This window comes from Anaerosporobacter sp. (genome assembly GCF_031551385.1).
GTDB lineage: Bacteria > Bacillota > Clostridia > Lachnospirales > Lachnospiraceae > Anaerosporobacter.
Map to the genome: position 1 here is coordinate 1 of NZ_JAVBNS010000171.1, position 15,705 is coordinate 15,705.

Genomic DNA, 15,705 nt, shown 5'->3' on the forward strand with positions numbered 1-15,705 from the left:
CTAGATAGCTTCCCTTCTTTATCCGCTCCGTATCCAACAGATAATAAGATAACATCCCTTTCTTCCCCTTGTACAGCATCAACATATTTGATTAAAATAGGTTCTTGCATACCTTTTTGAATCTCACATAATTGCAAATTATTCTCAAATTCCTTCTCTAACAAATCTTCTATTAGATATTGTTGCGCTAAACTGAATGTAATTACACCTATACTGTCATTTCTTTGCTCATTATCAAGAAGACGATTACAAATTTCATTTACAATAGCTGCTGCCTCTTCCTGATTTTGTTTTGTCGTTCCTTTATCGCAAGCTCCTTCAATTGATACAAGCGTAACCTTGGAATCCATTTCATTTGAAGGTGGATACGTATATAGACATTGTCCATAATATTTAGCGTTGCTATATGCAATCAGACTCTCATGATGTGAACGATAGTGCCATAACAGATGTTTTTGCGGCATAGGTAATGCCACGCAAGCATCAAATACACTTTCGTAATCTTCAAGTTCAGAATTCATCATATCATAATAGGTATCACGTAAAGAACTCGTCGGTGGCAATTGTTTGGAATCTCCCACAATAATCACATGTTCTCCCCTTGCTGCTACTCCAACTGCCTCACATGTTGGTATCTGGGAAGCCTCATCAAAGATTACATAATCAAATTTATTAAATGACTCATCAAGATACTGCGCTGCTGATGTTGGACTCACGAGCATGCATGGACATATTCTTGTAATTACGGTTTGCGTCTGTGCAAACAGTTCTCGGATATTTGTCATTCTTCCCACATCATTGATTGCTTTTTGCAAAATTGCTAGCTCAGAAGAATGTTCACCTTGCTCTGAAACTCTAGGAATTCTTGACGATAGTTTTGCTATTAACTCCTCTGTAGCAAGTTTCTTGAATTCCTCTGTTACTTCTTGATACTGTTTCATAGTATCTTCAAATTTCACGCCTTGAAAATCCATCAATATTGGTTCTGCTACTATTGTTCTTTTTATTATGGCAAGATTTACATTACATATAAAGCTCTTAATAATCTCCTCCGCCTGCATCTCTTCTAATAAAAATGCATCTGCTACACTATGAAATCCATAACGTTTCACCTGCTCCACTTGTTGTAACAGATTCGACCAATCACGCAATTCACCAATATGGTTCTTCCAATTTAATAGTTCCTCCCTTGTCCTTGTAATCCAATTTGTCTCTTGATGGAAACAATCAATCTGTGCTTCATATTGTTTAACAAATTCTACTTCCTTCACCATACATAACTGCCAACACGCAAGATAATTTCGAATTTCATTTTGTAAGTATTCTTTCTTTTGGCCATTCAATGCAACAAGTTTCCCAAGCTTTTGGATTGCTGTAATTACTTCTTCTCGTTCTAATGTGATTTCTGATAATGCCCCTCGCAGTTGTAGCGTATCGTGCAATGCCAACTCTAGCGTTTCCCAATTGGTATGCACTCCTTGCCATTGATAGGAGAAATGCCCTGTCGCAGCGGCATCTAAACTAGTAAGGTAATCGCTTAATTGAATTCGTTTTATTAATTTGTTATACCATATCGTAACTGTGTGTTTATCAATATCTAGTGGTGCCTTTGCATAGGCTCGCATTTCTTTTATTAATTTACTTTGTGTTAGCATTCTTCGAATCAGCCACTTTGACGATGCCTGTTTCCACTCTGCATATGCGCTATTTACATCATACTCATATATTTCTGCTTCAAATATCTGAGCCAACTCTTTTTCAAGTGACACATATTCCTTTCCACAAGCTATAATATCACTCATGTTCTTTTCTTTTTTCTCATTTTCCGGTTCTAACATCAAACTGTCTATCTGATATTTTGCATTTGATAAGTAATCAAGTAAATCTGCAAATGCTTTATAATTTGAATACGTTCCCTCCATCTGAATTCCGAGAGCACGCTCAAACTCTTGACAATTCTCTTCTAGCTGTAGTAAGTCCTCCTCGAATTCTTTGCATAACTTTGCAAATGTTTCCCTTAATTCAAGTGAATAATTCGGATTTTTGTAATACTTAAATACATTATGGATTCCTTCCTTGCATTCCTCACTTGCTCGTTTACATTGTCTTAACGTTTCTAACCATTCCTCATATGTTCCTTCTTTTAACTTGGCAACACAGGTATCATCAATTGTTAGAATGTCTTTATATTGTTTGTGCGCTTCATATCTGCTTATGGCTTCTGATAGCGACATTCCATACTCTCTTCTTCTATGAATCGCTTCCACGACTCGATTTAATTCCTGCCGAATCGTCTGAACTTGTATTGCAGTTTGTTCATATTCTCCATTTGCTTTTGTTTTCCCCATCTGCAATGTCTGATTTAGTTTACTAAGCAGTTCTGCCTTTTGCACTTTATCAGAATGCATTTCTAAGCAAAACGAACCTAGTCCTAATTTTTCTAGCCGTTTCCACACAACCGATAATGCTGTTTTCTTCTGTGCTACAAACAATACCGTCTTATCATGAAATAATGCATCTGTAATTATATTCACAATCGTCTGTGATTTTCCTGTTCCTGGCGGACCTTGCAACACAAAACTTTGCCCTTTACTTGCTGTATAGATTGCATCAAGTTGTGTTGAATCTGCACGGAGCAAAACCGCCTCATTTACTGGAGCTACTTGCTCACCTAACTGTTTCGTGTTTATCGCATCCTTTTGTGGTGTCCACTCTAATTTCCCCGATAGTAAGCTTGCTACTAACTTATTCTTCTTCAACTCTTCCGCACGATTATGGATATCTCTCCACATTATAAATTCATTGAATGAAAACAATCCTAAAAACGCATACTCCTCTACACTCCAGTTCGCTTTCCCTTCAATTCCTTTTCGAACTTCACGAAATACACACGATAAATCCACACCACATTCGTCCATTGGTAACGAATCAAGCCCGGATATGTCAATGTTATGTTCTCTATGTAACATCTCAAGTAGTACCATGTTCATCTGCACTTCTTCGTCTCGAATTTGGATTGCATAGATATCTGATACCCCTCTTCTTAGTATCTCAACTGGTATCAATACTAATGGTGCATATCTTGCTTCCTTACTCTGTTTGCTATCATACCATTGTAAAAATCCTAATGCGAGATATAATGTATTTGCACCGTTTTCTTCTATAGAAGAGCGCGCTTGTCTGTATATATTTTTCAGTGCTTCGCCTAACTCTTCTTCCTCTAAAAATGTTCGTATTCTTCTATGTGTAAATTCCGAAGTCGCGATTGCTTCTATATATTCTACGTCCTTTTGAATAGGATAGATATTCAAACCACTACGCATATTCGCACTATCTTTTGGCTTACACATAATTGTATATTGTTCGCCACTTACAATTTGATCTTCTAACTCAAAAAGATTTGCCGTCATCAACTGCAGCGTTGCTTTCGTCTTTGTAAAATTCAACAACGTATTATATAGGCTTAAATTCAGTAATTTGCTTTCCCATAGTTTAAATTTTGCCTGTTCATTTGACTCATTGCTCTCTTCTCTTTTTCTATAATTATAACCTAGGAATTCTTCTGACATATCTGACGTTTTATTCGTTATCACATCAACGGTTACATATCTGCCATCCTTTTGAATTCGAAGAGGCAACGGACATATTCCACTGATACGGCTGCTCTTAATGTCTATTGCAAATACAAACATCTCTGTATTCGATATATGTTCCCGTGCATCTTTCTTTGCTTGCATAAAATCCACACAATGATCTCGAATAATATCCGTACATTCTATAAACTGAATCTTAGCACTTGCATCCTCATTCTTTGCCAGTAATACTGTAATATCCTCTTCCACACATTCTCCCAAAGATTCTTCTTCCATATGACACCCTGGAAATACATGTCCTCTAAGAAACACAAGCATTGGATTCAGACCAATTGCCTCTAGACAACTTATATACAGCAAAGATAATTCCAGTGCTGTTCCCTTACCTTCTTCTACTACCATCTCTGGCAAATGCAGCCACTGCCCGTTTGTCTCATAACTTACCGTTGGAACTTCTAGTTCTAATTCACAGTCTTGTAGCGCTGTATAAACTGCCTTCATCTGTTCCTCTACTTGCTCTGGACTCTTTGTCTGATATCCTGTAAATCTCTCTACATTTCCCCATGCTTTGAGATACTTTTCTGCTCTCTTAACTATATCCGTTACTTTCGGATGCATCGGTGTTACATAAGCTGCAACCATCTCTGGCAAATAGTTAATGCCTGTCCACTGATCATATGCAAGGATTCCTACCTGCCATGTCTCACTACAGATACACTCCTGCGCTTCTTTTACTTCAATTGTTAATTTCCCCTCTACCTTCTCTGTCAATGATACTAGATACTCCATGGAAGGTATCATTCGGATTGGTGATAACTCCACTGGTTCATTTGGTTTCAAACAATTAATCGTCACTTCATAAGGAACTGCAAACTCTGGTTGAAAGGATACTTTCACTGTAATATCCGTATAAATTTCTTCTGAACTGTTTGTTATCACCAGACTGCGAATCATTGGTATACAATTTTGCTGCAATGCGTAATGAATTGTTTCATTTATCTGTGCTTCCATCGTAATTTTCTTCAAAATAATCCCCCTCAAAATGGTATATTGCTATCTTTTTGTCTCATTTAATGCGTTCCATAATTTTACTTTTATATAGTATACCATTGATTGGAAATAAAATCCATATTAATTTTCGGGGGCGTTTGAAAAACCCCAACAAAGGAATAATTTCTCCTCTGTTGGGGCTCTATACTACTTTATTAACTTCAAATAAGTATCAAGCTGTTCCTCTTCTAATACAGCAATTAACTTTGAAAATGATTCTACATCTCCATTCACAGCATAATCTTCTAACGCATTATAATATTCTAATCTATTTTCCTTTGCAATGGAAACTGGTAAAAATCCTTCACTCATAAGTTGAAAATTCATTATTAATCTTGATGTTCTTCCATTTCCATCTATAAATGGATGAATCCGTACAAACTCTGCATGAGTCCAAGCTGCATATTCAATAGCATTCAACTCTTTTTGTTTCCATATAAAATCACTATAAAAATTCTTTATTTGATTATACATATCATTTCCAACTGGTGGTGTATGTTTTGCTCCACTGATTCTTACTTCTTGATTTCTATAAATACCGCCAACCATAATATTATCTGTCAGTATTGCATGAATATCTTTAATTATATCCTCACTAAGTTGTTTTCCTTCTGCAATACATCTTTTAACATAATTGTATGCCTTCTTATGATTGACGATTTCGTAAATTTCTCTTAACTCTTTTCCTCCAATAGATATACCATCTTCTAAAACAACTTTTGTCTCCATAAGAGTAAGAGTATTTCCTTCTATCGCTGTTGAATTATGTGTAAATGTCAATTCGAAATCCTTTTCATATGATGAAATGGTCACGGCATCTATATACTGCTTTCCTGCTTGATAAATATTCTTTTTTTCTATTAATCCACTTATATTCATGCGATTCCTCTTTTCCACCATATGTATACCTATAGTATACACTTATTTTATGTGCATATTATAGCACTGCTTCCACAATTATTCAATTAACACGATTACACTTTCCATCATTCGCGGCACAAACAATCCCCATTATCAATAACCATACGAAAAACCACCAATCACCCCATCAAAATAAACAAAATCTCCATCTGGATAATTCCAAACGGCTTGAAATTTCGTAGGATACTTAATGCCACTATCACTAAACTGATATTCACTGCAAAAGGCAGACCATGGTACATATTCTACTGCTCCGTCTGTTCCTACAACACTTCGGTCATTTGTAGTGAATGAAATCATCTCATATTGCTCATTAAAAGTGAAAATACCACTTGCCGTAATACCATCATATGATATAGTCGCTCTAATCTCATATTCACTAACCTCTTCTAGTACAATATAATCTTGCAACAAAATAGTAGGTGCAAACATACTTTCTGCTAAGAACGTTACCAAGCAAGCCTTATCCATATCCGTACCAGTCTGATTAAAAATGGTAATGGCTTTCGCAATTACACCTTTCATTCCACCTTTTCCATTTTGATAATAGTCATAACCCTCAAACGGGATCCCAAACATACTGCTGTCAATCAACGCCATTCTACATGGTTCACTAACAAAATTGTATTGTTTATAATCAATTGTCAATGCAGGGCCTTTTCTTCCTTGCATGAAAGCAACATCGTAATACTCCATTTTCATATAGGACATTTTTTGTGTTCCAATGTAACCACAATTTTCAATATATCTCTGCACCACAGTTGCCAAATGCGAGAAATCACTTTCTTTAAAAACCACACTACTTTCCTGCGATGGATTTTTCGATATCAGAGCATTGATATCTCTTTGAAATTCTTTTTTAACAGGTGAATATGAAATATTGAACCAGATTAAAAGCGCTCCTATTATAACAAGTAAAACTCCAATCACAACAAACATCTTCTTTTTCCTCGCTTTGCTCATAGTTGTTTTGACTCCTCCGCATATTTTTCTACACGTTCTATCCCTATAAATAGTTTTTCATATAACCGAAAAAGCTGTTTGATTTCTTCTTCATTAAAATCTGCAAACAACATTTTTAGTGTCTGCATTTGCTGCAGTCCGATTTCTTGAGCATATTCATTCACCTTTTCTGTAAGTTCAATACGTACAGAATTGTTGCTACCTAAAGGCATCGTAACAAATCCCTTTTTTTCAAGAGATAACGCCAACTTTTTAACATTCTGTCTGGAACATCCCATCAGGTTACCTATGTTTGTCAAAGTTCGTGGCTCTGGACAACTCTCTGTCATCGCAATCAACAACCATTGTTTCATAGATATTTGTGTTTGAATTTTATCTCCTGCTGTCTGCATTCGATTTTGTAACACAAATATACTTGAAAAGATTGCTTGCATCCTATGCATTGTGTCACAATCAAATTTTTCAAAAACTTCACTCCACATACTTCATCCTCCTCAAAGCAGTAACAAGTTACTATATAGTATAGTAACTTGTTACTGCTTTGTCAAGAAGCTTTATTAAGTTGTATTACAATTTATTCTTCATTTCTAACACTTTTTCTTCTATAGCCTTTATCACTTTAATAAATTCTTCATCACTCTTTCCACTCGGGTCTTCCAGTCCCCAATCTTCCCTATGTTTACATGGTAAATTAGGACATTCCACATTACACCCCATCGTAATTACAATATCAACTGGCGGAATGTCTGATAGTAGCTTTGAGTACTGTGTCTTTTCCATATCGATATCATAAAGCTCTTTTATCAACCTTACTGCATCTTGGTTAATCTGTGGCTTTGTTTCTGTTCCTGCAGAATAGCATTCAAACACATCTCCTGCCAAATGTCTGCATAATGCTTCTGCCATCTGGCTTCTGCACGAATTATGTACACATATAAATGCAATCTTTATCATTGTTGTTCCTTTCTTAAATGCTGTTACTGTTCGCTCCGTGACCAGTAACACGCTCCACGATGCAATGCTTGCAACTCTATAAAATAGCTTCTAAAATCTCAGCAGCATCCCTCACAAGTCCAGAGCATTTTTTCTGCACTTGTTCTTTTGCATATTGTATATCACCATATCGCAAATCAACACCTAAAAGTTCTCGGCAGTTAGTAGTATCATTCTTCTCAATAAATCGTTTATCGAATTCTTGTATTAATTCAAACGTTTTTTCTTTTGCTTTGACATCACCTGGTTGGCATTTTCCATATTTAAGACTAATCACAAGATAAGCCCCTGTAACAGCACCACAAGTATGACCTAATCGTGCCATTCCTCCCGCAAACCCACAAGATAACTTTAATGCAGTTTCTTTATCTAGCCCATATTCTTCACACCATGCTGATAAAATTGCTTGGGAACAGTCATATTCCCCAAAACATCCCATAACTTCCTCTACTTTATTTTTCGCCATTGCAAGTTCCTCCTTTATCAATACCATCTTCTTTATTCGTTGTCATAGAGCATATGAATTTTTTGAAATTGTCAACTACAACTTCATTTAATGAATAGTATGTCCATTTTCCTTCTCTTCGTGATTTTGTTAAACCACAATCACAGAGCATCTTCATATGATGAGACAGAGTCGGCTGTGTGAAATTAAATTTCTCTAGTATCTTGCAAGCGCATAACTCACCACAAGAAAGCATATCTACTATCATAATTCGATTTACATCCGATAACGCCTTAAACATTCCAACATATTCACTATAGTTATCCATCATTCTTCTCACCTCTCATAGACAATCATCTATATGTATTATATCCAACATATAGACACTTGTCAATATGTCTATATAATCTTTTTAGAAGAAATTCATAGGCAGTCCTTTCCTATGAATAAAAAAAAGAAGCTCTTGCTCCATAGATTTTCATCTATTTGGCAAAAGCTCTTTTCTATAACAACTTATATTGCTTTTCTATCCAATGCAAAGTTTTTATCTTCTTCGCTTTTTTCTAAAATATCTACTAAAATTTCTACTGCACCACTTACATACTGTTCGCAAAGCTGATGATGCTCTGGCGCTCCCCATGTTGTACTCTTCGTAAGCACACGGCAACAAGTTGCTTTGAATTTCTCTTTAAATCTATCATGCTATTCTTGCGTTAGTGGAAAAATCACATCTATATTCTCTTCTGTAGTCGTTCTTCCTCTTACTGCACTTAGAACCATAATAGCTCCAGTTAAAGAACCACAACAACATTTTGATGCTCCCAAACCAGCTCCAAAACCTGTAGCCATTTTTATTGCACTTTCATTTAAATCAAGTTTCAACTCCTTATTGAACACCTGCAAAATTGCTTCTGAACAATATAATCCACCTCTAAATAAATTCACTGCCTGCTCTGCTAATTCTTTTTGTGATAATGACATTTTTTCTCCTCCGCACGTATCATAGTATCTATATATGTATTATATGATATATAAAGTATAATCATCTGCAAGACGTTTGTCAATATCTATTATTTCGCCTTCTCATAATAAGAAGAATCCACATACTGCTCCAAATCAACATCATTTGCAATAAATCCATTATTCTTTAGAAACACATTTAAATCCTCTAACTTAGATAAACTCTCTGCTGTAATTTCTGGATTAAGGTATTCGAATTTTTCATCATCAAAATCATAAATCGCTTTTATAACTTCATCTGATGCAGCAGAACACTTTAGTGCTGGATAAACTTCCGATGGATTCGATTTTGCAAACTCATATGCTCTTGTCAACGCTTTCAAGATGGCAACTGGTACTTCTGGATTTTCATCCATGTATTTTGTACGACCAACAAATAGTAATTGTGTTGCATAAGATGCATCATCTCTTGAATCTACCAATATCTCCGCTACCTTATTTTCCTTCAATAATTGTATCTCAAAATCAGTAGTAACAAATGCATCGGCTTCTTTACAAGTAAACAAAGCATTTCCATCAGCGCCTGCATTGATAATTTCTACTTTATCAAGATCAAGATCGTTGTCCGCTGCAATCTGATAAAGATATTTTTGTAGTACCGTTCCTTTTGTACATATAACTTTCTTTCCTTCTAGATCTTTCACTGTCTTAATATCAGAATCCGGCTGAACAACGATACCCATATTAGATATATTAGCCGATGTAGCAATCACTTTAGCATCGATATCATTCGACTTTAATACTAACGCTGGCAAATCTCCATACGATGCAAAATCAATTTCATTTGCAGCTAATGCTTCATTCACTGCTGGGCCATTTGCTAATCCTACATATTCAACTGCATATCCGATAGTATTAAGTTCCTCTTCCAGATACTTTTGATATTTTGCTATAGCAAGGGAATCGCCTACCATAACATTTCCTGCTGCCAAATTCCCGATTACTACCTTCTTTTCTTGCGCTTTTGATTGCTTCTCTCCTTGTTTCCCACAGCCTGAAAATAGCATAGCAAAACATACTAGTATCAATGCTATATGGAATTTACTTTTACCTCTCATTGTTTTCTCCTCCTACGATAACATCTCTATAAATGCTCTAACACGCGTTAACAACTGTCCAGATGGTGCTCCAACTTGGAATGAACCGTCGAGACCGATACTAGGTATCCCCATCTTACGGAAGTAATCACGGAAAATCTCAACATGAACACCACCAAAAGCACAACCAATATAATTATAGAAGAAGATTCCTGTTGAAGAAGATTCCTCAATCATTTTCTCAATCCCTTTTATCTGTTGAACAGGAGATGTTACAAGGAAATAATCCATAAGATATCTCGCCATACTCTCTACTGGTGGTATATCTTCTCTCCAATCTTTATCATATGGATTTGGTGTATACCAACTTAAAAGTGCACCACCACAATCATCAATTGCTTTGAATACTCCAAATTCAAGTCCTCTAGCTCCAATCCAAGTTAATGGTACAACTTTACCAGATGCTGGTTCTATCACATCAGCAGTTTCTAATTCCTGAATTAAATCGTCAAGTATTTTTTCATATTCTTCAGGTTTTCCATAATAATGTCCTGTACCCATTAAAAGAAACATAGTTGGTAAGCTCTTTACATAAAGTGGATTCTTGAGTCTCAAGTTCATGATTACTCTCACTTTACGTAGAATTCGATTCATTCGAACAATCTCATTCGCCATACGTTCTTCGTCAATTTCTTTTCCAGTCAGCCATACTGCTAACTCTCTTAATTCACTCTCAAGAAACTTTACAAGTTGATCAAATCTTCCGTCATAATTCGTTTTAGGTCGAATCGTTCCTTCTACACGAAATACTTCATAATCATGTTCTCGAATTAATTCATAAGCCATATTAAAAGGTTCACAAGCATTATTAAAACCTACTACCTTCTTAATCGGACTATCCTTTCTCATAATCCATTCTCCTAATAATACAGAAATCATAGAACATGTTTCTTTTGGTAAATCAAATGTCTCTTCTGCTACTTGAACGGAATTACGTGAACTAAGTCTTCCCAAGTCAATTGCAGAAACGGGAATTGTATCACATGCATAAAACAAAGGTGCCTCATATACTCCAATTGACCACGCTGCCTTTTTTCCATTTCTAACACTTTCCTCAGCATCGCCTATATAGGTAAGAGCTAAGTCAAATAAATTATTAATTGCTTTTGAGTAACTATGTATTTCTTTACTATGTTGAATATATTCTAACTGATTTTTCGGTTCTTTTATCAATGTAAATTACCTCCTTTTGTTTCTTTAATTACCTCAACAAATGCTTCCAATCTTGTTTTAATTTGTCCTGTATCTCCAACAGAATAATCATTATCAAGTTCTAATACAGGTATATTTAGTTCTTCAAATTTATTTAAAAAGCTTGATTTTGTCATACCGTAGCAAGGGCAAAACTTTAGATACGTATAGATTACAGCATCTACTCTATATTCCTTCGCTAAGTTGGCAGAAAACTCAACTCGTTTTGATATTGGGTATTGTCTTGCACATGGCGCTTGATCTAAATATGTATTAGCAAGTTCTGTCCATGGATCATCATTTGGCTCTATATTATTATAGAAAGCACTCACTCCTGTACAATGATCTTCAACTACAATATCAATTCCAAGTTCTTTCTCTAATAAATCCATAATGCGACGATCCCCATCTGCTATCATTCCACCCACTAACATAAATCTTAATCGTGGTGCATTATCATCTTCTATAGCAGATAATCGTTCATAAATGCTTTCTAATAGTGAAAGTTGTTCTTTCGGTGGAATTGTTCGAAATGCTCTTGTTATCTCTAAGAATTCTGCACCTGATAATGGAGGATTATTTCTCTTTCTCAATGAAGATATTTTATTTACCATTTCTCTAAGTTTTCTATATAAATCAATATATTCTCGAACATCTTCTTCCAAAATCTTATGACCCGTTAATTCTTCTAAATCATTTTTAAAATGAATAATTTCTTCTCTGAATTGTTCACGAACGGATTGCTTTTCACTTCCTCTTGGTACTGAGTACCCTAATGTCGGTTTGAAAAAGTTATCTATCGCATCAGCCGTTGCTCGCATAGAATCACAAGTATAGAACGTAACTACTCGATCTAGGGAATCATATAATGGGTCTTCCAACATAAAATGTCCTAAGATACTTTTAGTAACATCACAAAAAACACTCTTTGTAATAAGCTCACCTTGACTTACTACACTTGGCTCTCCACATTTCGCTAGACGATAATGAGCCACGCCTGCTGCACTTATAAGCTCGATCGGTGTATAGGTACATACATAACCTACTTTTTTTACATCCTTTCGTTCAATAAATGATAACTCTGCATCTTCAATTTTTCTATGTAAGTCTGTCAAATCTACTTTTTGCTTTGTATGCTCTTCTATGATATGATTTCTTTGCTCTACAGCCAGTCTTTGTGCATAGATTGCCGCTCCTAATGCTCCTGCATATACCATATTCATCTTAGGTACTACAATGGAATGACCAAGTAATGTTTCTAATGCGTGTTTCATACCTGAATTATTCGAAACACCACCAGTAAAGACAATATCTTCTTCTAATGGGATTTGATTTAATAAACTTATTACTCTCTTAGCTGATGCAAAATGTACTCCTGCAGCAATGTCTTTACTATCTTCGCCCTTTGCTCGTAGTGAAACAACTTCAGATTCTGCAAATACTACACATTGGCTACTAATCTCCAATTCTTTTGTAGAGCCAAGAGATGCTTCTCCTACATTATCCATTGTATAGCCAAGTAGATTTGCTGCCTTTTCTAAAAATCTTCCTGTACCAGCAGCACATTTATCATTCATACGGAACTTCACAACTTTACCGGTTTCAGGGTCTACTTCAATTCCCTTTGCATCTTGCCCTCCGATATCAATAATTGTTCGTGTATTGGCATTCAGATAATGTGCACCAAGTGCATGACATGAGATTTCTGTAAGTATTTCTGAAGGAACGCTCTCTAATGAAAATGAAACCCTTCCATATCCTGTACAAACTAGATATTGAAGTTCTGACTCTGTTATCCCAGCTTTTTCAAAAATCTCTTCTAATAACTCTTCCGCTGTAATCTGCATATTAATTCCTGTAGCAACAAGAGCTGAATATAGATTGCCTTTATGAATTAATATTGCTTTTGCATTTCTTGAACCAATATCCACACCTAACGTTGTTACATCGGATATTTCACTTTGTAACTTAGGATCAATAACTTCTTCGATTCTCATTATACCGCCCCCTTATTATCTTCTAATTTTGATTCACTACTTGTAGACTTCGTTGCATAGATTGCAGCTCCTAACGCACCACAATAAACGGTATCTAAATTCGTACTCTTAATTGGATGTTTTAACACTTCTTCAAGAGCTTTCCTCATTCCTAGATTGTTTGAAACTCCTCCTGAGAAAACAAGTTCTGGCTCGATTCCCAAACGATTTACAAGATTCTTTACTCTTCTTGCAGTAGCAAAATGAATTCCTGCTGCGATGTCACCGCCCTTTTCTCCTCTTGCTTTTAATGAAATAATTTCCGACTCTGCAAATACTACACATTGACTGCTTATCTCAATCTTTTTATTTGATTCTAGTGCTCGTGCTCCTAATTCTTCCAAAGAATAACCTAACATTTCCGCTGTTTTTTCTAAAAAGCGTCCTGTTCCTGCAGCACATTTATCATTCATAACAAATTCAATTACATGACCATTCTCTGGATTTACTTTAATTGCTTTACAATCCTGTCCACCAATATCTATAATCGTTCTTGTTGATGGATTAAGATAATGTGCACCAAGTGCATGACATGTGATTTCCGTTAAATTTCTTGTTTCAATATTTGAGAAATCAATCGCTACTCGACCATAACCTGTTGTTATGATTTTTGTAATCTCCTCTTGGTTAATTTCTGCCTTTTTTACTAACTTACTTACTAATTTCTCTGCTGTCTCCTGTGAACTTACACCACTTGCCGTAATTGCTACGTAGATAGTTCCATTATGTATTAATACTGCCTTTGATTGTCTTGAGCCAATATCTATTCCTACCGTACAGACATGATCTAATAAATTAGAATGCTCTTCACTAGGTACAACCTCTCTAACTTTATAACTTTCTACAATCATTTTTCTCCTCCTCGCTTATGTTCGCGTTCAAGTGAATACTAGGGCGCGTCTGAAAATTGCTTGTGCTGGGCTGTGCACTCTACTTAGTGGGGTGGAAGTTCAAAAATCAGGAGGCGTAGCGGGCTACGTTGACTAATTTTTGAGCTTTCAGACCGCTGAGTGGAGGGTGCAGGACGGTACGATGAATTTTCAGACACGCCCTAGGTAATATTTATCAAAGTTTCTTTTTCCTTTGACACCTGAATCCAAATTGGTAATTTACCTTAACTAATTACTTTACTTCTTTTTTAATTCCCTATATTTATTGTTTTCATATAGATTAACTATGAATTGTGGGTATTTTTTTACCACATCTTCTTGATGTGGTCTTTTTATATAAATCAGTACCGTTTCAAACCGTACGTCGTAATTAGTACTATAAAATTAACACTATTTTTCTGTTTTGTCAATAGTTATTTTTTCTAATATTGTTTTTATATATTCTTCTTGCAATTGTCTATACTGTTCATAAGAAAATATTGCAAATCCACCCATACTGGCTAATGTCATCTGAGCTAGTAATTTCGTATCGATATCTTTTTTGAATACCCCCTCTTCTATACCTCGATTAAATACATATTCATTCAACTTCACAGAAGAAGCCCATAAGTCATTCAATACCGTGTTAATATCACTATTAATTTTCGAATAATATAACGCATTATAAAACATAAAATTATTATAAGGTTTATCCGTATATGTTATTGTATAATTGAATAATCTTTCTAAAAAAAGAACAGGATCAAATGACATACTTCTTAATTCATCCTCTAATCCTTCTCGATTTGTAATCTCATTTCTTAAACTTATTTCTAATAATTCCTCTTTACTATTAAAATACTTATATATCGAAGTACGTTTTAATCCTACTGCTTTCGCAATGGTATCAATATCAATTTGCTCATAAGGTTTATTCGAAAATTCGATAATCGCTTTATGTATTATTTCTTCTTGAATAGAATAAAATGAATCCTCAATACCATTATCATTTTCCTTTAGTTCCAAAAGCAGCTCTTCTTTTGATAAGAAATATTGATAAAAAGTAGATTTACTAATACCACAAGTACTTACTATCTTACCAATTGTTAAACTCCGAATTCCTTCATTTTTTATGATTTCATTACCACACTGCAGTATTTCATTTTTTGTTATACTTTTCTTTTTCATTTTTAATCACCGTTTTTTATTTTCATAGTATATTGCGTATTATGATGTTGGGATCATGCCCCCAACTGATACACGGATTGCTACGCATTTCATGCTCTCGCAATCCTAAAACATTCGAAATTCGCTCTATTCGAGCTACTTTCTCATGTTTTGCGGGTCTCAAAGTCATACTTTTTCATGCAAGCATAAAACGTATGACCTTTTGACCCTTGTATCATATTATGAGTTGCCCGACAAATGGGCCATTTGAACCTTGAAAATTTAATATATTATCTTCAAATATGGTATAATTGAGGTATTAAGAAAAGGAGTGATCATATGTCTTTCTCATCAAATACC

General features: G+C 35.2%; 12 protein-coding genes and 1 pseudogene. All 13 read right to left on the reverse strand.

Annotated features, from left to right (window positions below; genetic code table 11):
* On the reverse strand, window positions 1–4,619 hold a 4,619-nt coding region (locus tag RMR19_RS13865; protein ID WP_310604090.1), incomplete at its 3' end, for a DUF4011 domain-containing protein.
* Between the two features lie 171 nt (window positions 4,620–4,790).
* On the reverse strand, window positions 4,791–5,522 hold the full coding sequence (locus tag RMR19_RS13870) for a Fic family protein (RefSeq protein WP_310604091.1): 732 nt from the start codon (window positions 5,520–5,522) through the stop codon (window positions 4,791–4,793).
* Between the two features lie 135 nt (window positions 5,523–5,657).
* Window positions 5,658–6,527, reverse strand: a complete 870-nt coding sequence (locus RMR19_RS13875) for a DUF6544 family protein (protein WP_310604092.1) — start codon at window positions 6,525–6,527, stop codon at window positions 5,658–5,660.
* On the reverse strand, window positions 6,524–7,009 hold the full coding sequence (locus RMR19_RS13880) for a MarR family winged helix-turn-helix transcriptional regulator (RefSeq protein WP_310604093.1): 486 nt from the start codon (window positions 7,007–7,009) through the stop codon (window positions 6,524–6,526). The genes RMR19_RS13875 and RMR19_RS13880 overlap by 4 nt, the downstream gene beginning before the upstream one ends.
* Window positions 7,010–7,094: 85 nt before the next feature.
* On the reverse strand, window positions 7,095–7,481 hold the full coding sequence (locus RMR19_RS13885) for an arsenate reductase ArsC (protein WP_310604102.1): 387 nt from the start codon (window positions 7,479–7,481) through the stop codon (window positions 7,095–7,097).
* Window positions 7,482–7,557: 76 nt separating this feature from the next.
* Window positions 7,558–7,986: a C-GCAxxG-C-C family protein gene (locus tag RMR19_RS13890; RefSeq protein WP_310604094.1), complete on the reverse strand. Its 429-nt coding sequence runs from the start codon at window positions 7,984–7,986 to the stop codon at window positions 7,558–7,560.
* Complete coding sequence (locus RMR19_RS13895) at window positions 7,973–8,296, reverse strand: ArsR/SmtB family transcription factor (protein WP_331654738.1); 324 nt, start codon at window positions 8,294–8,296, stop codon at window positions 7,973–7,975. The genes RMR19_RS13890 and RMR19_RS13895 overlap by 14 nt, the downstream gene beginning before the upstream one ends.
* A gap of 182 nt (window positions 8,297–8,478) precedes the next feature.
* A pseudogene (locus RMR19_RS21930) lies at window positions 8,479–8,946 on the reverse strand (C-GCAxxG-C-C family protein).
* 89 nt (window positions 8,947–9,035) lie between these two features.
* Window positions 9,036–10,043: an ABC transporter substrate-binding protein gene (locus RMR19_RS13910; RefSeq protein WP_310604097.1), complete on the reverse strand. Its 1,008-nt coding sequence runs from the start codon at window positions 10,041–10,043 to the stop codon at window positions 9,036–9,038.
* Window positions 10,044–10,055: 12 nt separating this feature from the next.
* Window positions 10,056–11,255, reverse strand: a complete 1,200-nt coding sequence (locus RMR19_RS13915) for a 2-hydroxyacyl-CoA dehydratase family protein (protein WP_310604098.1) — start codon at window positions 11,253–11,255, stop codon at window positions 10,056–10,058.
* The gene (locus tag RMR19_RS13920) at window positions 11,252–13,270 is read right to left on the reverse strand and encodes a 2-hydroxyacyl-CoA dehydratase (RefSeq protein WP_310604099.1); all 2,019 of its coding nucleotides are present in this window, start codon (window positions 13,268–13,270) and stop codon (window positions 11,252–11,254) included. The genes RMR19_RS13915 and RMR19_RS13920 overlap by 4 nt, the downstream gene beginning before the upstream one ends.
* Window positions 13,270–14,160 carry an acyl-CoA dehydratase activase gene (locus tag RMR19_RS13925; protein WP_310604100.1) on the reverse strand — a complete coding sequence of 297 codons (891 nt, stop codon included), beginning with the start codon at window positions 14,158–14,160 and terminating at the stop codon, window positions 13,270–13,272. The genes RMR19_RS13920 and RMR19_RS13925 overlap by 1 nt, the downstream gene beginning before the upstream one ends.
* 429 nt (window positions 14,161–14,589) lie before the next feature.
* Window positions 14,590–15,366, reverse strand: coding sequence for a TetR/AcrR family transcriptional regulator (locus tag RMR19_RS13930; protein WP_310604101.1), 777 nt, complete (start codon window positions 15,364–15,366; stop codon window positions 14,590–14,592).
* Window positions 15,367–15,705 lie beyond the last annotated feature (339 nt).

What these genes read in the sequence shown, in the direction of transcription:
- RMR19_RS13870 (WP_310604091.1), bottom strand. Translation starts at nt 5,522, where the DNA reads ATGAATATAAGTGGATTAATAGAAAAAAAGAATATTTATCAAGCAGGA.
- RMR19_RS13875 (WP_310604092.1), bottom strand. Translation starts at nt 6,527, where the DNA reads ATGAGCAAAGCGAGGAAAAAGAAGATGTTTGTTGTGATTGGAGTTTTA.
- RMR19_RS13880 (WP_310604093.1), bottom strand. Translation starts at nt 7,009, where the DNA reads ATGTGGAGTGAAGTTTTTGAAAAATTTGATTGTGACACAATGCATAGG.
- RMR19_RS13885 (WP_310604102.1), bottom strand. Translation starts at nt 7,481, where the DNA reads ATGATAAAGATTGCATTTATATGTGTACATAATTCGTGCAGAAGCCAG.
- RMR19_RS13890 (WP_310604094.1), bottom strand. Translation starts at nt 7,986, where the DNA reads ATGGCGAAAAATAAAGTAGAGGAAGTTATGGGATGTTTTGGGGAATAT.
- RMR19_RS13895 (WP_331654738.1), bottom strand. Translation starts at nt 8,296, where the DNA reads ATGATGGATAACTATAGTGAATATGTTGGAATGTTTAAGGCGTTATCG.
- RMR19_RS13910 (WP_310604097.1), bottom strand. Translation starts at nt 10,043, where the DNA reads ATGAGAGGTAAAAGTAAATTCCATATAGCATTGATACTAGTATGTTTT.
- RMR19_RS13920 (WP_310604099.1), bottom strand. Translation starts at nt 13,270, where the DNA reads ATGAGAATCGAAGAAGTTATTGATCCTAAGTTACAAAGTGAAATATCC.
- RMR19_RS13925 (WP_310604100.1), bottom strand. Translation starts at nt 14,160, where the DNA reads ATGATTGTAGAAAGTTATAAAGTTAGAGAGGTTGTACCTAGTGAAGAG.
- RMR19_RS13930 (WP_310604101.1), bottom strand. Translation starts at nt 15,366, where the DNA reads ATGAAAAAGAAAAGTATAACAAAAAATGAAATACTGCAGTGTGGTAAT.